Annotated in this window: 14 protein-coding genes and 1 pseudogene; 13 read left to right on the forward strand and 2 right to left on the reverse strand. The window is 70.9% G+C overall.

Annotated elements, in window-relative coordinates:
- Window positions 1–90: 90 nt before the first annotated feature.
- Window positions 91–496 (reverse strand): annotated as a pseudogene (locus ACH4VO_RS04970) (thiamine pyrophosphate-binding protein); the annotation flags it as partial.
- On the reverse strand, window positions 493–1,461 hold the full coding sequence (speB, locus tag ACH4VO_RS04975) for an agmatinase (protein ID WP_360987745.1): 969 nt from the start codon (window positions 1,459–1,461) through the stop codon (window positions 493–495). The pseudogene ACH4VO_RS04970 and the gene speB, both read right to left, overlap by 4 nt.
- Before the next feature lie 143 nt (window positions 1,462–1,604).
- On the opposite strand from speB, the gene ACH4VO_RS04980 reads away from it, so the two are divergent.
- The 13 genes from ACH4VO_RS04980 (at window position 1,605) to ACH4VO_RS05040 (ending at window position 18,964) form a co-directional block, all read left to right on the forward strand.
- Window positions 1,605–3,092: a PucR family transcriptional regulator gene (locus ACH4VO_RS04980; RefSeq protein ID WP_360987743.1), complete on the forward strand. Its 1,488-nt coding sequence runs from the start codon at window positions 1,605–1,607 to the stop codon at window positions 3,090–3,092.
- A 103-nt stretch (window positions 3,093–3,195) separates the two neighbouring features.
- Window positions 3,196–3,459 carry a hypothetical protein gene (locus tag ACH4VO_RS04985; RefSeq protein ID WP_360987741.1) on the forward strand — a complete coding sequence of 88 codons (264 nt, stop codon included), beginning with the start codon at window positions 3,196–3,198 and terminating at the stop codon, window positions 3,457–3,459.
- A 153-nt stretch (window positions 3,460–3,612) separates the two neighbouring features.
- Entirely contained in the window at window positions 3,613–4,953 is a 1,341-nt protein-coding gene (gene eccD / locus ACH4VO_RS04990; protein ID WP_360987913.1) for a type VII secretion integral membrane protein EccD, read from the forward strand.
- A 53-nt stretch (window positions 4,954–5,006) separates the two neighbouring features.
- A complete protein-coding gene (locus ACH4VO_RS04995; protein WP_360987739.1) occupies window positions 5,007–6,215 on the forward strand; it encodes a MinD/ParA family protein in 1,209 nt (402 codons plus the stop codon).
- A gap of 40 nt (window positions 6,216–6,255) precedes the next feature.
- Window positions 6,256–10,230, forward strand: a complete 3,975-nt coding sequence (gene eccCa / locus ACH4VO_RS05000; RefSeq protein ID WP_360987737.1) for a type VII secretion protein EccCa — start codon at window positions 6,256–6,258, stop codon at window positions 10,228–10,230.
- A 43-nt stretch (window positions 10,231–10,273) separates the two neighbouring features.
- Window positions 10,274–11,692: a DUF6177 family protein gene (locus ACH4VO_RS05005; protein WP_360987735.1), complete on the forward strand. Its 1,419-nt coding sequence runs from the start codon at window positions 10,274–10,276 to the stop codon at window positions 11,690–11,692.
- A gap of 121 nt (window positions 11,693–11,813) precedes the next feature.
- On the forward strand, window positions 11,814–12,149 hold the full coding sequence (locus tag ACH4VO_RS05010) for a hypothetical protein (protein WP_360987733.1): 336 nt from the start codon (window positions 11,814–11,816) through the stop codon (window positions 12,147–12,149).
- 56 nt (window positions 12,150–12,205) lie between these two features.
- Window positions 12,206–12,517 carry a pore-forming ESAT-6 family protein gene (locus ACH4VO_RS05015; protein WP_360987731.1) on the forward strand — a complete coding sequence of 104 codons (312 nt, stop codon included), beginning with the start codon at window positions 12,206–12,208 and terminating at the stop codon, window positions 12,515–12,517.
- A 93-nt stretch (window positions 12,518–12,610) separates the two neighbouring features.
- Window positions 12,611–13,039: a DUF6507 family protein gene (locus ACH4VO_RS05020; RefSeq protein WP_360987729.1), complete on the forward strand. Its 429-nt coding sequence runs from the start codon at window positions 12,611–12,613 to the stop codon at window positions 13,037–13,039.
- Window positions 13,036–15,753, forward strand: coding sequence for a hypothetical protein (locus tag ACH4VO_RS05025; protein ID WP_360987727.1), 2,718 nt, complete (start codon window positions 13,036–13,038; stop codon window positions 15,751–15,753). The genes ACH4VO_RS05020 and ACH4VO_RS05025 overlap by 4 nt, the downstream gene beginning before the upstream one ends.
- Entirely contained in the window at window positions 15,710–16,609 is a 900-nt protein-coding gene (locus tag ACH4VO_RS05030; protein ID WP_360987725.1) for an immunity 49 family protein, read from the forward strand. Before ACH4VO_RS05025 ends, ACH4VO_RS05030 begins: the two co-directional genes overlap by 44 nt.
- Before the next feature lie 668 nt (window positions 16,610–17,277).
- Window positions 17,278–18,189 (forward strand): hypothetical protein, encoded by a 912-nt coding sequence (locus ACH4VO_RS05035; protein ID WP_360987723.1) that lies wholly within the window; start codon window positions 17,278–17,280, stop codon window positions 18,187–18,189.
- 364 nt (window positions 18,190–18,553) lie between these two features.
- A complete protein-coding gene (locus ACH4VO_RS05040; protein ID WP_360987721.1) occupies window positions 18,554–18,964 on the forward strand; it encodes a Rid family hydrolase in 411 nt (136 codons plus the stop codon).
- The last annotated feature ends 5 nt before the right edge of the window (window positions 18,965–18,969 follow it).

The following is an 18,969-nucleotide window of genomic DNA, read 5'->3' on the forward strand; positions in this document are numbered from 1 at the left end:
ACCGGGGACGGCCGACGGGGCGCGGGCGGCGGCCGGCAGCCGGGAGGCGGGCGGCAGCCGGGAGGCGGGCGGCAGCCGGGGGGCGGAGGGGCCGCCGCCGAGCCCGGCGGCCGGGATCCGGCCGGAGACCGCCGGTACGGGCGCCGGTGCCGCCACCGCCTCCTGGAGCGCGGCGAGGGAGGTCAGGCTCCCGGGACGGTGGAGAGACGCAGGGTGCCACCTCGCCCGTGCTCCGGCCGGGCGTCGGTGGCGAAGGCGGCGTTCTTCCCGACGCGCAGTCCGCCGCAGTAGAGGGAGGAGCGGCGGAGTGCGTCGGAACATCGCGTCGGACATGACGAGCGTGTGCCGGCCGGGCAGCCCGAAGACGGTGGCGGCGCCGGGTCCCTGGAGGGTCTCGGCCACGGGGTCGCCGTCGTCACGCCCCGGCCGGGGGGTTGAGGGCGCTCTGCGCCCGGGCAGGGGCGGGCCGCGGCCGGTCGTCGCGGGCGTGGCTCAGCGGCCGCGGCCCTCCGCGATCTGGCGGGACATGATCGTGGTCAGCTCGTACGCCGTGTGGGAGGCGGCGACGGAGGTGATCTCCGCGTGGTCGTACGCGGGGGCGACCTCGACCAGGTCGGCGGAGACCAGGTGGCAGGAGGAGAGGCCGCGCAGGATCTCCAGGAGTTCGCGCGAGGTGAGGCCGCCGGCCTCCGGGGTGCCGGTCCCGGGGGCGTGGGCCGGGTCCAGGACGTCGATGTCGATGGAGATGTAGAGCGGCCGGTCGCCGATGCGCTGCCGGAGCTGGTCGGCGATCTCGTCGACGCCGCGCCGCATGACGTCTGCGGAGGTGACGATGCCGAAGCCCATCTTGGCGTCGTCGGTGAGGTCCTGCTTGCCGTACAGCGGTCCGCGGGTGCCGACGTGGGACAGCGCCTCGGTGTCGAGGATGCCCTCCTCGACGGCCCGGCGGAACGGGGTGCCGTGGGTGTATTCGGCGCCGAAGTAGGTGTCCCAGGTGTCCAGGTGGGCGTCGAAGTGGAGCAGCGCGACGGGTCCGTGCTTCTTGGCGACGGACCGCAGGAGCGGCAGCGCGATGGTGTGGTCGCCGCCGAGCGTCATCAGGCGGGCGCCGGTCGCGAGCAGGTCGTCGGCGGCCGCCTCGACCGTCTCGACGGCCTCGTTGATGTTGAAGGGGTTGGCGGCGATGTCCCCGGCGTCCGCGACCTGGGCGAGGGCGAAGGGGGAGGCGTCCTGCGCCGGGTTGTAGGGACGCAGCAGGCGGGACGCCTCGCGGATGGCGTTGCCGCCGAAGCGGGCGCCGGGACGGTAGGAGACCCCGCTGTCGAAGGGCACACCGACCACGGCGACGTCGGCGGTGCCGACCTCGTCGAGCCGGGGCAGCCGGGCGAAGGTCGCGGGCCCGGCGTACCGGGGCACGCGCGAGGAGTCGATCGGGCCGCGCGGCGTTTCGTTGCTGCTCATGGGGGCGGATGCCTTTCGTTCGGGTGCGCGGCGACCGGGCGTCCGCTCAGGTGCCGCTTGCAGGAAAGACGGTAGGTGGCCGGAAGCCTACGCTGAAGTGTACGTTTCGTACGTTCCCACCCGCACCGATGGATGGATCGTCCATGCCGGAGTTCCCCGCCGGACCACCGGCCCCGCCCGTCCCCCTGGCCGAACTGCTGGCCCGGGAGGAACTGGGTCTGCGCCGGATCGCCGGTCCCGAACATGCGGATCTCCTGTGGGTGCACACCTCGGAGATGGCCGACCCGTATCCGTACCTGCTCGGCGGTGAGCTGGTGCTGACCGCCGGGGTCCAGCTCACGGACGGGGACACCTACGTGGCCCGGCTCGTACAGGCCGGGGCGGCGGCGCTCGGCTTCGGGGTGGCGCCGGTGCACGACACGGTGCCGTCCGGCCTGGTGGAGGCGTGCGACCGGCACGGGCTGCCCCTGGTGGAGGTGCCTCCCGGGACCCGCTTCACCGCGATCGCCCGGGCCGTGTGGCGGCTGATGGCGGAGGCGCGACACCGTGAGCTGCGCAGGGTGACCCGCGCCCAGCAGGCCCTGGCGACGGCGGCGGCCCGCCCCGACCCGGTGCCCGCGGTGCTGCGTCAGCTCGCCGTACAGCTGGACGGCCGGGTCGCGCTCCTCACCGCGGACGGCGGGGTGCTGCACTCGGCGGGCGGGCGTCCGGCACCGGACGTAGGGGCGGCGCTGGCACGGCTGGCCAGGGTGGTGGCCCCCGCCGCGCCCATGGCCGGCACGGGCCCGGCGCCCGGGCGGACGCCGAGTCCGTCATCGGCCACCGACACCCAAGGCGGCACCCATCTGTTCGCGTATGCGCTGGGCGGCGGGCAGGGACTGGCCCTCGCCCTGGCGACGCCCCGCCGCGACACCGGCGACCACACCGTCGCGGGGATCGCGGTCGTGCTGCTGTCCCTGCTCACCGCCCCGCACCAGGGCGCCGACGGGGCGGGCCGCTCGGCGGCGCTCGTGCGGCTCCTGCTGGGCGCGGCCCCCGAGGACGTGGCCCCGCTGCTGGGCGACGGCGACTCGTGGACGGTCGTACAGGCCCGCCGCGCCGACGGCGCCCCGGCCGACCCGCTGAACGCCGGGGCACTCGGCGCGGCGCTGGGCTCGGCCCTGACGGACGTGGACCGCGAGACCGTACGGATCCTGCTCCCCGGCAGCGCTGCCGAGGCGGTGGCCCCGCAGCCCGGCTGGACCCTCGGCGTCTCCGCATCCGTCCCGGTGACCGCCCTGCCCGCCGCCGAAGGCCAGGCGGCCCGCGCCCTGGGCCACGCCGAGGCGACCCGCGCCCCGCTCAGCATCCACCGCCCCGGCGCCGGAGGCCTGGACGGCCTGATCCCGGCCGACCGTGCCGAGGCCCATGGCCGCGCCCTGCTGGCCCCGCTCACCGCGCCCCTGGCCGAGACCCTGCGCTGCTGGCTGAGCCTCCACGGCAGCTGGGACCGCACGGCGGTGGCCCTGCGCATCCACCGCAACACGGTCCGCCAGCGCGTCGCGCGGTGCGCGGCCCTGCTGGACATGGACCTGGACGACATGGACGTACGGACGGAGCTGTGGTTCGCGCTGCGGAGCCGCACACCGTGAACGCGCCCTGAAACAGCCCCTGGGGCGTGCCCCTCGCCGACGTGTGCCCTATGTTTCAGGACGACCGACTGACGCGACGATCGACCGAGGCGACGGACCACCCATGGCACGGGATTACGACAGTCAGCTACTGGAGTCGGTGGGGGTACGCCGACGCAGAATGCGCGACGCCCTGCTGTTCGGCGCGCAACGCGCGCGGCGGACCGCTGACGAGCGACTCGGGAAGGTTTTCGCGGGAATCGCCATCGCGGCTGTGATGTGCGCTGGCTGCGTCGGATGGGCCTTCCTCCAGCACACGTTGGACAAGCAGAAGGCCGAACAGGAAAAGCAGCAGCGCCAGGCGCAGCAGTACGACCGCACCGGCTGACAGGCGGCAGGACAAGCGCTCAACGGAATCCGCGAAGTACCGGTTGATACCCCCGGATTGAGTGCGAAAAGACTGCGAATTGCGGTACACACCTTTGACCCCGAAAGCTCTCGAAGCCGTGATGATAGGTTCCCGTAAGTGGTGACCACAGCGATAACTTCCCGGGCGGAACTGAGCCGGGTGACCCTGGTCGGAGAGCGGCGCAGGGCCGACATCGTCCTTCCGTCGGACACCCCGATCGGTCAATTGCTCCCGGATATCCTCCAGGTACTCGACGACCGAATCGCCTCGCGCCCGCTGACACGGCAGTTGATGACGTCCGACGGTTCCGCACTCCCGCACGACAGCACATTGGCGTCGGCCGGGATAGCCGACGGCGCCGTCCTCCGGCTCGTCAGGACGCATTCCGCACCGCCCGCGCCCGTGGTGCACGACGTCACCGACCAGGTGGCCGACGACCTCGATCTGCGGGTGTGGCGCTGGCGTCCCACCGCGCGCCGGACGGCCGGGGGTGTGGCCACCGTCGTCTTCGCCGTGACCGCCGCGCTGCTCGCCCGCCGTGAATTCCCGCTCGGCGCCCTGGCCGGTTCCCTCACCGCTCTCACGTTCCTCCTCGTGGCGGCCGGCGCCGTCGTGGCGAAGGCGGGGAAGGGGAACCGCGGCCTGGCAACAGCACTCCTGCTCCTCTCCGGCGCGATCGGCACCCTCGCTGCGTGGACCGCGGCCGACGCGCACGACTGGCCGGGCACTCTGCGTCTCGCCGCCGTCGCGGGAGCGGTGATCCTGACGCTGGTGATGCTCGGTTACTTCTCGCCGCTCGGCCGCGGCGGACTCATCGGCGCCGTGACGACTGCCGCGCTCACCGTGGTGTGGGAAGGCGCCGCCGCCGTCCAGGGGGACCCGGCACGGCTCGGTGCCGTCATGGCGGTCGTCTCCGTCGTCCTGCTCGGCCTGTTGCCTCGCCTGGCCCTGATGGCGTCGGGGCTGACCGCACTCGACGACCGCCGTTCGGGCGGCGCCTCCATCAGCCGTCACGAGGTGGGCAACGCGCTCGCGGCCACGCATCGTGGCCTCGCCCTCGCGACCCTGGCCACGTCGGTCTCCGCTGCCGGCGCAGGCTGGCTGATCACCCGGGCCGGGACGCAGACGGTGTGGACCGTGGTGCTGACCTCGGTCGTCACCGTGGTCCTCCTGTCACGAGCACGCGCCTTTCCCCTGGTGGCGGAAGTGGTCGCGCTCTTCACGGCCGCGACGGTCCTCGTCGTACGCCTGGTGATGCTGTGGATGCAGCACGGCGGAAGCGCCGGACCGATCGCCGTCCTCGGCGCGGCAGCGGTTCTGCCGCTGCTCGTCCTGGCGGTGCAGCCACCGGAGCACGTCCGGGTCCGGCTTCGGCGAACGGCCGACCTGATCGAATCCATCGGCATGGTGAGCCTCTTCCCGCTCGCCGTCGGTGCGTTCGGTGTGTTCGGACAGCTGCTCAACAAGTTCTGAGACAACGCGCGGACGCTCCGGCAGGGGCTTCACGGCGGAGGAGAAGGGCAGAGATGCCGAACGCGGACAACTGGCAGGGCGATGTGCTGCGCGACCTGGGAGGCGCTGCCCCGCGTGGCGGTCAACGCCGGGGCGACGCGGGCCACGCCGTCGGCTCCCCCTCGCAGGCCCCGGGCATTCCCTCCCCCGGTGCCCCGGTACCGGATGCCGGGCCCGGGACGGGTGCGCCCGGTCAGGCCGGTCAGGCCGGTCAGGCCGGTCAGGCCGGTCAGGCCGGTCACCAGCGTCAGGAGCGACCGGCTCCGGCGCCGTACACGCCTGGTGCCCGAGCTCCCCGGAACACCCCCGGCTCCCGGCCGGTGGTGGACGAAGGCCTGGCCGGGGCGGTGCGCAAGCCGCACCACGGGGAACCCCTCGCGGCCCGTGCCGCACACGCCCTGCGCCGCATCGTTTCCTCATCCGCCGCGCGCGAGGTCGCCGAGGCCACCCGCACCGCCGAGCGGCTCCAGCAGCCCGTGACGACCGGCCGCCAGATCGCCGTCACCTCCATCCGGGGTGGCGCGGGCAAGTCGACCGTCACCGCGCTGCTCGGCACCACGTACGCCCACTACCGGCAGGACCCGGTCCTCCTCGTCGAAGCCGATCCGGCGCTCGGTTCGCTGCCGCTGCGGCTCGGCGCCCCGTCCCTGCGCTGGACCACCGGCGACGTCGCGGACATCGTCGAACCACAGATGTCCCTGCTCGACGTCACCGGCTACCTCGTCCAACTGCGCGACAACGCCTGGCTCCTGCCCGGGAGCCAGGGCCGGATCGGCGCGATGCTGGACACCAGGGCGTACGAACGGGTCATGGTCTCCCTGCGGCGCTACTTCGGTGTGACGGTCGTCGACTGCGAGACGCTGCCCGCGGAGGTCGCGCGGGTCGCACTCTCGGCCTCCCAGGCCCGCGTGCTGACCGCCCCGGCGACCCTGGAAGGTGTCATGAGTACGTACAACGTGCTCGAGTGGGTCAAGGGGCTGCCCCGCCACGTGATCGAGGGCACGGTCGTCGTCCTCACCGAGCAGTCACCCCGCCCCGGGATCGACCTCGGCAAAGCGGCGCAGAAGCTCGCGTCCACCGGCGCGAGCGTCCAGATCCTCCCCTACGACCGGCATCTGGCCTCCGGCGGCGCCATCCGCACGGAACTGCTCGCCCGCTCGACGAGGCAGGCCGCCACCCGCCTCGCAGCGGATGTCTTCCAGCTCTCGCAGAAGCGGCGCTGACCATGCCGAGCCCGAGCCCGACCGTGAGTGACGGACGATCATGAGTACCCGACTGATACACCGCCCGGCCAGGACCACCAGACCTCCGGCAGCCGTCGGAGCACGCACCATCGAGGCCCCGCCCAACCTCCCCGAGGGGAAGGCGGGCAACATCGCGATGTCGCTGCTCCCCGTCGCCGGGGTCATGTCGTCGGTCGTGATGATGACCGTCGTCCGCAACAGCCAGTTCGCCGCTCTGGGCGCGGTCATCCTCGTCGTCACGGTCGTCGGCTCCGTCGCCCTGCTCTTCTCGCAGCGCGGCAAGGCCCAGCGCACCCGCCGGACCCAGCGCGAGGCCTACCTGGCCTACGTGGAGGACCTGCGGGAGGAACTCTCCGGCGAGGAGCGCGCGCGCCGTGAGCTCGCCGACGTGCTCGACCCGCCGCCGCACGCCCTCTACGACGTCGTGCGGGACCCGGCCCGCCTGTGGGAGCGCCGCCGCGTCGACGCCGATTTCCTGCAGGTGCGGCTCGGCACCGGTGAGATGCCCGTACGTGATCTGCGCATCGCCGACCAGGGCTCGTCGGTCCTCACCCCGCCCGACCTCTTCATGCTCAACGAAGCTTCGGCGCTGATGACCCGCTTCCGCACCGGCACGGAACTCCCGCTCACCGTCCCGCTCGACCGGGTCGGCAACATCAGCGTCATCGGCCCCCGCGAAGACTGCCTGCGGGTCGTCCGCGCCCTCCTCGTGCAAGCCGCGGCGACGCACGCCCCCGACGACGTGGCGATGGCGCTCGCCGTGCCCGGCGACCGGGTCGCCGACTGGGAGTGGGCCAAGTGGCTGCCGCACCTGCTGGACCCCGAACAGCTGGACGGCCCGGTCGCCGCCCGGCGCATCGCCCCCTCCGCACCCCAGCTCGCCCGGCAGCTCGGCCCCGAACTACGCCGCCGCGCCTCCTACGCGGCCGAGCTGCGCAGGGGCCTGGCCGGCCAGGACGCCCTGTCCATGACGTCCCGGCTGCTCGTCGTCACCGACGGCCACGGTGAGGACGCCGTCGACCTGCCGCGGCCCGATGACGCCGTGGGCCTGCGCGACATGGGCGTCACGGTCCTGCATCTGCTCGAACAGCGCGTCCAGGAGCCAGGACACGTCGGCATCCGGATCACCGTCGAAGGCACCGAGGTGGCCATCGAGGACCTGCGGGAACAGGAACCGGTCCGCGCGCACGGCACCGTCGACGAGGTCGGCATCCCGTTCGCCGAGGGTCTGGCCCGGATGCTGGCGCCTCTGCGCCTGTCCGCCGAGTCACTCGTCGACGCCCCGCTGTCCGGCCCCGTCGATTTCGCAGGCCTGCTCGGCATCGACGACGTGGCGCGGCTCGACCTGTCCCGCCTCTGGGCCCCGCGCGGCGAACGTGCCTTCCTGCGCGTGCCCATCGGCATCAGCGACTCCCACGAACCGGTGCTCCTCGACCTGAAGGAGTCCTCGGAGCTCGGTATGGGTCCGCACGGCCTGTGCGTCGGCGCCACCGGGTCCGGGAAGTCGGAGCTGCTGCGCACCCTTGTCCTCGCCCTGGTGGCCACGCACCCCCCGGAGGATCTGGCCCTGGTCCTCGTCGACTACAAGGGCGGGGCGACCTTCGCACCGTTCGCGAACCTGCCGCACGTCGCGGGCGTGATCACCAATCTGGAAAACCAGGCGGGTCTCGTCGAGCGCGTCCACGCCTCCCTCGCCGGTGAGGTCAAGCGCCGGCAGCAGGCGCTCAAGGACGCGGGCAACGTCGCCGACATCGGCGACTACGCCGCGCTCCGGGCCGAGAAGCGGCCCGACCTGGAACCGCTGCCGCACCTGTTCGTCGTCATCGACGAGTTCGGCGAACTCCTCACAGCAAAACCGGACTTCATCGACCTGTTCCTGTCCATCGGCCGTATCGGCCGCTCCATCGGCGTGCACCTGCTGCTGTCCAGCCAGCGCATCGAGGGCGGCAAGCTCAAGGGCCTGGACACCTACCTCTCCTACCGGCTCGGTCTGCGCACCTTCAGCGCCGACGAGTCCCGCACGGTCCTGGACACCACGGACGCCTTCCATCTGCCGCCGCTGCCGGGCTTCGGCTACCTCAAGGTGGACACCAGCCACTACGCGCGATTCAAGGCCAGCTACGTCTCGGGGGGCTACCGCGGTCCCGTCCAGCGCGCGGACGAGGAGGAGACGGGTCCACTGGCTCTTGAGTACGAGGCATTCAACACCTGCTCCGCATCCGGTGATTCCGGCCCGCAGGAGCCTTCGACGCGACGCCGCGAGACGGGGCCGACCGAGCTGGGCATCGTCGTCGGGCAGCTGGAGGGCGCCGCCGGACCGGTACGCAGCATCTGGCTGCCGCCGCTGCCGACCGCTCTCACCCTGGACAGCGTGGCGGGCCCCCTGGACGCCGGCCCACGCGGTATGCAGCTCGCCGGGCGCCGCGGCCCGCTCCAGGTGCCGCTCGGTCTGCTCGACGACCCGACGAAGCAGTGGCAGGGCCGCTGGTTCCTGGACCTCACCGTGGCCGGCGGCCACGCCGCCTTCATCGGGGGCCCGCAGTCCGGCAAGACGACCCTCCTGCGTACGTTCGTCCTCGCGCTCGCACTGACCCACACCCCGCAGGAGGTCGGTGTCTACGGCCTCGACCTGGTCGGCGGTGGCCTTCAGGCACTGTCGGGCCTGCCGCACGTCGGCGGTGTCGCCGGCCGCGCGGACCGCGAGCGCGCGGGACGCACGGTCGAAGAGGTGCGGAACATGCTCGCCACCCGCGAGGAGCTCTTCCGCGAGCACGGCATCGACTCCGTCGGGCAGCTGCGCACCCTGCACGCGGCCGGCAGGCTGCCTCAGCTCGCCTCGGCCGAGATCGTGCTCGTCATCGACGGGTTCGGCGCGCTGCGCGACGACTTCGAGGACTTGGACGACGCCGTCACCGACATCCTCAAGCGCGGGGGTGGTTACGGAATCCACGTCGTCGCGGGCATGCTCCGCTGGAACGACGTACGCATCGCCACCCAGTCCACCTTCGGCACCCGCCTGGAGCTCCGGCTGAACGACCCGGGCGAGTCCAGCATCGACCGCAAGCTCTCCCAGACCCTGTCCCCCGACGAGCCCGGTCGTGTCCTCACCGACGGCAAGCTCTTCGCCCAGGCGGCGCTGCCCCGCACGGACGGGCTCGCCGGCACCACCGACCTGGGAGCGGTCCTGGAGCGCACGGCCCGTACGGTCCGTGCCACGTGGAGCGGAGAGGTCGCCCAGCCGGTGCGGGTCCTGCCGCACCTCCTGGAACCGCACCTGCTGCCGGGTCCGGCCGCCGAACCCCGGAGAGTGCCGATCGGCGTCGACCAGACGGCGCTGGAACCCGTCCTCCTGGACCTGTTCGAGCACGACCAGCACCTGCTGGTCATGGGTGACAGTGAGTGCGGGAAGACGACTCTCCTCAGGACCGTCGCCGCCGGGCTCATCGACCGCTACAGCGAGGACGAGCTGGTCTTCGCCGTGATGGATCCGCGGCGGAGTCTGCGCGGTGCGATCCCCGAGGAGTTCCGCGGCGGCTACGCGTACAACGCCAAGCTGTGCTCCGGCCTCTCGGCCGGAATCGCCACCGAGCTGGAGAAGCGGCTGCCCGACGGCAGCACGCCCATCGAGGATCTGGAGCCCGGCAACTGGGGCGACGGTCCGCGGATCGTGGTCCTCATCGACGACTACGACGTACTGACGACGGCCGGCCAGTCGCCTCTCTCCCCGTTCCTGCCGTACATCCCGTCCGCGGTGGACATCGGCCTCCACTTCGTCCTGACGCGCCGCGTCGCGGGGGCGTCGCGCGGGATGTACGAGCCGCTGGTGCAGGGCCTGCGCGAGTCCGGCGCCTCAGCCGTTCTCATGGCGGGCGACCGCAGCGAGGGCCAGCTGTTCCCGGGCGTGTACGCCACCCGACAGCCCCCGGGACGCGGCGTGCTGATTCGCCGGGGCTACGCGAACCGCCTGATACAGACCGTGTACACGCCCGGATAGCACCCGGCGCACCTCCACGAACGACGAAGGACCGGACGACCCCATGACCAAGGACGTCATCGCCCTCACCACCCGCATGCCCGACCCGTGGACCGTGCTCGTGGGGCTGCTCTCCGGGGGGCCCGACAAGCTGGTGGACACCCACGGCGACGGCGCCGTCGTACAGCTCTGTGACCCGGAGGGCCGCCCCCTGGTCTCCGTCGAGGCACCGCTGCTCGTCCAGGTGGCCGGCGAGGCGGAGCGGCTGCTCGGGGCCACGGCGCCGCCTGTCCCGTTCTGGTGGACGGAGGCCCGCGCCACCACCGGGGTCACGGAGGCCGAGCAGCTCGCGGGCACGTTCGCCGCCCGGCTCGCCCACCTGGCCGGTGGCTCCGCCTGGCCTCCGGAGGCCGCCCGTTCGCTGGCCGTGGTGTCGACGGACGGGGTGAGCGTCGCCCCCACCCCGGCCGCCGCGGTCCCCGCCGTCGACGTACTCACCGAGAAGGTCGCCGTCGTCATCCAGGACCGTCCGGTGGTCGCCCTGACGGCGTGGCTCTCGGACGCCTACCGGGCCGCCACGGAGGCCGGACTGGGACTCCAGGTCGTCGCACCGCCCGGGACGACGCTCTCCCCCGCCGCTCGGCCTCTCCTGGGAACGTGGCCGTCGCGCTGGATCGTCCAGGACGAACGGGACGGCTACTACGACGGGCTGTCAGGAGCCGTACTCCGCTGGCAGGACGGCATCTTCGCACCGGTCGGGGGCCCCGGTTCGACCGTGGAGGGCCCGGAGAACCTGGTCGCCGCGTCCTACAAGGAGGTGTCGGTCACCGGCGAACGGCAGCTGGCACTGACGTTCCGCTCCCTCCACCCCGCCGACGATCGACTGGTGCTCGGCGGCGGCCTGGAGTCGGTGTGGCGCGAGCTCACCGGCGCACCTCCGGCGGGTTGGGGGACGGCCGAACCGGCCAACCTCCCCTGGTCACCGCAGCGCCTCACGGACCTCGCCTTCGAGCGGTCCCCCCGGCCGACCTGGGCCGTGGTCGTCGGCACCCCGGAACGGCCCGGGCTCGCCACCGTGCGCGTCACCCGCACGACGGCGGGGGTGGAGGAGGAGGTGACGCTTGCGTTCGGATACGGAGCGGACGAGGACATGCCTCTGGACGCGCTCCCCCGGGCGGCCGAGGTGCTCGCCACGCGCCACCGGCTCCAGTCGATGCTCGTACAGGTCCGCAAAGCCCGCCGGGATCTCGCGGTACCTCCCCGCTTCGAAGGGCCCGGCGTCCCGCTGGCCTTCGTCCTGGGCGCCGACGAGGTCCGCGCGATACCGGGCGACCGGGCCCGGCGCACTCCTCTGACCGCGAAGCCCGTTCAGCTGGGCCCCCGGGCACGTCCCGCGTTGTACTACCCCCTGCCGGGCGATCCGTCGGACCTGTCGGGCTGGCAGGACTACGAACGGCTGGTGCGGCATCTGAAGGGTGCGTGACCGGGGCTTCCGCAGGAGTGTATTGGGATGGTCACAGTGACCTGATTGCTGATTGCATCAGCGACGTCCGGGTTGATAGACATGATGATTCGTACGGTTGTTCAGTCTGGTGGGGGGCCTGATGAAGTTCGACATGGGGGCATCGGTTCTGACGAACCTGAGGTCGCGTTCCTCGGAGTCGAGTACCGACCTCGGAACTCTGATCAATCAGCTGATCCAGGCGGCACAGCCGCTGGAGGGCAAGTTCAACGGCGCCGGCAAGGCCGCCTTCGACTCGTTCAAGTCCCGTTCCGACGAGATCACCGCGGCGCTGAACGCCTCCCTGGCCGCCCTGCTCGGTGGCCAGTCGGGGATGGACGCCGCGTTCGGTGAGGGTGACCAGGAGCAGGGCGAGAACGCGAAGGCGCAGATGGCATCGGCGAACTTCGACGCGGCCCGCTTCTCCGGTCGCGGCTGACCGGCCCTCTTTCGCACGCGCAGGCTCGGATCTCATTCCACGGGGAGTAATCGACCATGGCCACGGACAGCGACCGCCGTTCCTACGACACGGGTGCGTCCTCGGAGGCGCAGGGCAACATCCAGGCAGTCATCGCCCGCCTGGAGCAGGTGATCTCGGCGCGGGACGCGCAGGTGAAGGCGGCGATGCTGGACTTCGCCGCGGACGGTGTGGCGGACGAGTACCACGGCAAGGAAATCCGCTGGAACAACACCTCGAACGAGGTCAGGAACATCATCCAGCTGCTGAAGACGACGCTGGAGAAGAACGACAGCACCGCGCAGCAGACGCTCGCACGCGCGAAGGCAGCGGTCGACAACATCGGCTGACGTGGCGCGCATTCGGGTTTGGAGGAACGTTCCCTCCGGCCCGGACGAGGCAGCGGGACGGTTCGGCGCAGGGGTACACGGGGGTGGGCGTTCATGACGGCATGGGACATCAAGCCGCAGGGGGTACAGGGCCAGTTGCAGGTCACCGGCACGCATGCGGGTGACCTGGAGAAGGCTCTGAACGCTCTGGTCACGACGATGTCGGAGGCGGCGACGGCTGCGGGGACCGCCGTGCCGGGTTCGGAGGCCTCGGTGCCGCTGCAGGGCCCGGTACCGGTGGGTGCGGCCCCGTTGTCCAAGCCCACGCTCGGACCGGTGGCTTCCGCGCTGAGCCAGTACCTCGAGATGCGCCAGGGCTATCTGAAGTCGATGGCGGAGCGTATCCAGGCCGCCGTGCTGGGGGCGGCGAAGGCCACCAACGAGTACGTGGCGGGCGACCTGGACGCGGCGAAGCACGCGCAGGACGCGGCCAGGGCCGTGCGGCTGGACCTGCTGAAGGACGCTCCCGGGGGACGCAAGTGAGCAACGACAAGCCGATCCCCCTGGACGGCATACCGGTCTTCACGGGAGACCTGGCGACACTGGATGTGAAGGTCACCGAGCTGACCACGGCCGCGGAGACCATCGCGACGGCCACCGCCGACGTGCACAGCAGCTTCGGCGGCCTCCAGGCCTTCTACCGGGCGCCCGAGGCGGACCAGCTGTTCGCGACGACGAAGCCGGTCGCGACCAGCGGGCAGACGCTGAAGTCCGACCTCGAGTCCATCGCCTCGGCACTGAGCACCTACTCGGACGAGGTCTACCCGCTGGTCGAGAAGCTCAAGGAGATCAAGCGGGACGCCGGCGCGTTCCTCGTGAAGATCAACGCCGACGACAAGTGGCGCGAGGACGGCGACCTGATCGACGAGAACAACCACCGCCGCGACGAGATCATCGAGACCCTGGCCGCGTTCCAGGAGGCGGAAATCGCCTGTTACAACAAGATCGTCGCCCTGGTCTGCCTCCTGCCCCTGAAGACGAGCGACGGCTCGGACAGCAAGAACCAGTACGGCTACGACGCCGAAACCCTCAAGCATGCAGAGGGCCTCCCCTGGGGCGACCCGCTCGTCGAATCCACCCCGGGCTGGCAGGTGTGGGAACACGCCTGGGACTTCACCAAGGGCTTCTTCGTCGACGGGGTCTGGGGCACGATCAAGGGCCTGGGCACCCTGTTCTGCTACGACGGCTTCGAGGCGGCCGGCCAGGCGTGGAAGGGCCTGGCTCAGCTCGGCACCGGCCTGGTGGTGACCATCGCGGCCGGACCGGCCTACTGGACGGCGAAGGACGAGGACCTGCCCTCCTGGCTGCGTGACTCCCGTACGGCGATGAAGGAGACGGGCAAGGCGCTGGTGGCCTGGGACCAGTGGGGCGAGAACCCCTCCCGGGCAGCTGGTGCGGTCACCTTCAACGTCGTCACGACCGTCTTCACCGGCGGCACCGGCGGCGCGGTCGCCGGCGGCGGCAAGGCCGCCCTGGCCGCCAAGGCCCTGTCCGCCGCAGGCAAGGTGGGCCGCTTCGTCGACCCGATGACGTACGTCTTCAAGGGCGCCGGCTTCGGCCTCACGAAGGTCGGCGACGCCATGACCGGCCTCAAGGGCCTGGGCACGATCGAGATACCGCCACTCCCGGACAACGTCTTCACCCTCCCCGACGGAGCGGTACGCCTGGCCGACGGCACGGTCGACCTCCCCGCGGGCACGGCGATACCGGAAGGCGCGATCCGGCTCGCGGACGGCACGGTCAGACTCCCGGAGGGAGTGATCGCCCTCCCTGAAGGCACAGTCAAGAACCCCTTCGACGAGGGCGCCGCCTACGCGGACCTCAAGGGCAACCTCTACGACGAAAGCGGCAACCTCGTCCAACGCGGCGAGGACGCCCGCGTCGAACCCGGCAAGGCCGACGCGGACGCGAACACCCCGGACCACGCCCGCGTGGAGACCCCGGCACGGCAGCCGGTGCTGGTCGGGGCGGGGGCGCGGGTGGGCGACGACCTGGGACATGCCGGCCGGGCCGAGACCGATCTGCCGGGGAACAAGGCGGCCGACCGCGCGCCCGGCGGCACGGCAGACCACATGCCGAGCAGTAGCCTTGACGTCGACACACCTGGTGGTCGCGACAGCACACCAGGAAGCAGTGGTAACCCTGCACCCCACTCGGACGTCGACAACGGAACACCGGGCGGCACCCAAGACCATGGTGGCGGCGGCAGAGGCCACTTTCCAGCCTCGGGCGGAGCGGCTGACAACGCCCCTGGCGGTTCAACGGCGGACGGCGGTGGCCACCGCGCGGAGTTTGAGGCTGCCCGTAACAAGCCGGCTGGCGAGCGGACACCCGGAGAGCGCGCAGTCATCACCCGCGAACACGTCCGGTTGGCGAACGAGGACCCCGCCTGGCGAGCTCAGTACTACGACAAGTGGGGAATCGGCAAACGCAACAACGCCGAGGAACTGGTCGATGGTCAGCTCCTGCCGAAGCTCGTCGAGAAGCCGGGCGGAGGTTGGATGAGCGCCAACGATTTGCCGTACGCGAGCTCGGAGGACTTTCTTCCCGGAGACCTCGTGAGGGACCACGCCACAGTCGCCCCCCATAGGCTCACACACCTCGACGAAGTCTCGGCCAAGCGCATAGCTGGCATGGAACTCACCAATGCCCAGAAGGCATTCGACGCCACCCCGACCGATCAAACTGCTCGAGCGCTCGCGGATGCCCAGCAGCACTTCGATGCGACTGTCGGGCCGCGCGTCTCCAATAACAGCAAACTCGGCGAGGCCCTTGGCGAAGAGGCCGCCCGCAAGCACATGCTCCTGCTGAAGGAATTCGATGGAGCCCGAGAGATAACCGACCTCCCCGATACGCCTAACGGTTCCAGAAGGTTCGACCAGCTCTGGCGGGACAGGGACGGAAACCTGATTGTCGTCGAGGCGAAGGGGCCCCAGGGAACCCTGCTCTGGCGTCAAGGCAACGGCGATCTGGACAGTGGCACTCTAGTGAAGCAGGGAACCCTCGAATACGTCCGTACGATTGTCGCCGACATGGAGGAACGCGCCCTCTTCTCACCGGAAGACGCGAAGTACGCAGAGGAGATCGACACGGCCATCAAGAACAAGACCTTGCGCTACGTCCTTGTGCAGGCCACTGAGAACACCGGTAAGTATGCTGGAGCAGAGCTCAAACATTTCAAGATCTTCGAGGAGTAACGCGTTGGCTTTCCACATCTCCCGCCCTTCCCTCCCCACCGAGAGGGCGGAAGCAGGCATCGCCGTACTCCAAGCGAGCGCCCAGAAGCTTATCGATGGGCTCGAGACCGACTCCACGGATTTGGGCCGTGCCCAGCGCACCACGCTTACCTTGGCCCAGTCTCATTGTTTGCTGGATCCACGGGCATCGATCTTCCCGACCTGGGACGCTTGGGTTACCGCGATGCAGGTTAGCTCTGCCGTGTTCGCCGCAGCGACCACACCCCTGGAGCACGTGCAGTGCCGCATCGCGCACGAGGACCGCACGCTCCAGGCCACCGGCCCCCAGTCGTATGTGACCCCCGGCGCTTGGATCACCGCCTTCTACCTGGCAGTCGTTTGCCGCGAGAAGGCCCGGATCACCGCCCTGTGCCACGTACCACTCGCCCTGCTCCGGGAGAATGGTTCTAACTTCGACGCGTACCACTACAACTGGATCAGCACCCTTCAGGCCTACTGGCTGGGCAGCCCCGATCTCGGCGAGAAACTGGTGGCCGCCGTCGACGGCACCGACCCGGAAACCGCCTCTGACCCGGAGACGGCGGGCAAGTTGATGTACCCACCTATGGAAATGTTCCACCGCTTCCTCCGCAAGGACCATGCTGGCTTCACCCAGGCGCTCACCACGGCCCTCCAGTGGCACAAGGACTACTGGACCGAGGAAAGCCGCATGTACCAAGCCCCGGGCCTCGTCGCCCTCGCCCCCTTGGCCATGGCTTGCATCGCCCACGACGCGAACATCCCTATCGAAGTCGAGTCCGAGTACCTGCCCGCCACTCTCCTCGGGCGCAACTGGTGCGGCGAGTTCCCCACGTAAGCGATCAGGTCTGCAACTTCCTTCTGCCTAGGGCTAGTTCCCGAGCGGGCACTCCAGTGGTGTCACCGCTGAAGCGCTGGCAAGTTCAACTGCGCCCACCTCTCACCTCTGGTGATCAGCGGCGCCGTACAGGTCTCCGCCGACTTCCCCGCGTTCAGCTCTTTCTCGGACTTGGGGTGGCAGCTCGGCCAGGTGGCTCCGCCCGTGAGCACGCAGGGCCTTGGTGCCGCCCCCTCGGTCAGTCCGGTGACCAGGCTTGTTGTCCTGTCATCGACCTTCTTCCTGTGCGCTACCCGTCCATGGCAGGAACCGTGCCGCGCGGGGGGCCTTGTCACGCCTTACCTCGGCGGCGCGATCGCTGCCGGCGTAAGGCCGTTTCGCCGCAAAGCCCTGCCCGCGGCAGACAAGGTGAGCCGCTTTGTCAACCCGATGACGTACGTCGTCAAAGGCAGGGATGTGCCCGGTCGGACGCGTGCTGTGCGGTGCCGCCCGGACCGGCCTGGCATCCGCCCGGCCCCGCAACCTGATCATCTATTAGGATGACGCCACGCACGTGGGCATGCACCTCGGAGGCGAACATATGGTCCACGTTCCACAGCCCGGACACACCGCTGCACCAGCTGCCTCCGCACCCGCCCTAGACGTAGTCCGGCCCGGAGTCTGAGCGGATGCCTCACTCACTGACGCCCCCTGACAAGGGAAATCTCCCCGCCCTCAGCGCACAGCCACTCGTTCGTCTCGACGCCTACGTGGCGGAGGACGGGTCGACGGTGGTCAACGGCCACCTGCTGGCGATGGGCGGCACACGCCCGCCCAACGAGGCGATCCTCGACGCGATAGCCATGTTCGCCCGCACCCTGGGGACTCCGGTGGCGGCGACCGTCATCGACCGCAGCGTGCGGCAGGTGGCGCGGCTTCGGGTGTACCCCGACGGCTCCAGCCGGACCATCGCCGAGGAGGAGGACCTCCCGCCGGGCCACGAGCGGACCACCGCCGAGGAGAGAGCGTTTCCTCCGCTCGCCCGCGTCGAACGGATCATCCAGCACGCGCAGCGCGAGGAACTGCACGCCGCGTTCGTCCTCGCCGGCGCCCTGCGAGAGCACCTGACGCTGCGCCGGGGCGCGGAGGACGAGATGTCACTGGAGGCCAGGGCGATCGAGGCGTACATCGCCTATCGCCGCGGCGACTACACCACCTCCGTCGGCCTCGCGCTGACCGTCGCGCGCATACGGTGCAGCAGTGATCTGCACCGGGCCGTGCCCGAGGTGGCCCGTGCCACCGCGGCGTGGCAACGGCTCCGTGACGAGGCCCAGGTGGCGGCCAGGGGACAGGAACTAGTGCACATGTGGCAGAGGTTGTCCGCGGCGGGCTTGCTGCGGGAACCGTCCCACCACGCCATGGCCCAGGCCGTCCGGAGCCGGATCGAACACGGCAGCCCGTACGCGCAAACCCCGGCACCCGCCCCCGCACCGGCCCTGCCCGCGGCTCAGGTCCAGGTCGCCCCCGCTGACCCGCCTCTCGCGCCCACCCGAAGAGGGATACGGCGCTTCACCAGGCGGATAGGCCGACGGGACAGCTGAACCCGGTCGTGCACATGGAAGTCTGCGGCTTCCCGCCGGCCGGGGCCACCCGGCCCTGAGATCCATCACGCGCAGATGCTCGCGCCGCTCTCCGCGATCCGAGGAGGGGTGCCGAGGCGATCCCCGCGCGCTTCAGGAGCGGAGGCGGTTGATGCCGCGCCCCGGTCGCGCCTCTGCCTGTCGCATCCAGTCGGGGCACTGCATGACAGTCTCCCCGACGTCGGGCTCTAAGGACATCACACCAAGCGATGCACCGGATCGTCCGGTGGGAAGCACCGCCCGCGCGGAGAGAAATGGGAAGGCCGCCCCGGCGGGAGTCTGCTAGACAGGGGAACGCCCGCCCACTCGCCAGGACTTGGATGCCATGCCCCGCGCCGTCACACTCATCCGCTCCACCACCCTCTCCGACGTGGCCGAGTACGCCTACGCCGCCACCGCCCCCGCCGACGCCCGGCTGGTCTTCCTCGCCGGGGCGTGCCCGTTGAACGAGGACGGTTCCACGGCGGCGGTGGGCGACTACGCGGGCCAGGCGGCGAAGGCGTTCGGGAACATGCGCACCGCCCTCGCCGACGCGGGCGCCTCGCTGGAGGATGTCATCAGTACGCGGGTGCTCGTCGCGTCCTCGCGGCAGGAGGACCTGGTGACCGCCTGGGACGTGGTCCGGGCCGGCTTCGGCGACCATGACGCCCCGAGCACACTGCTGGGCGTCACGGTCCTCGGGTACACCGACCAACTCGTGGAGATCGAAGCGGTCGCAGCGGTGCTCGACGCCTGAGAGCC

Source organism: Streptomyces sp. NPDC020780, assembly GCF_044334475.1.
Taxonomy (GTDB): domain Bacteria; phylum Actinomycetota; class Actinomycetes; order Streptomycetales; family Streptomycetaceae; genus Streptomyces.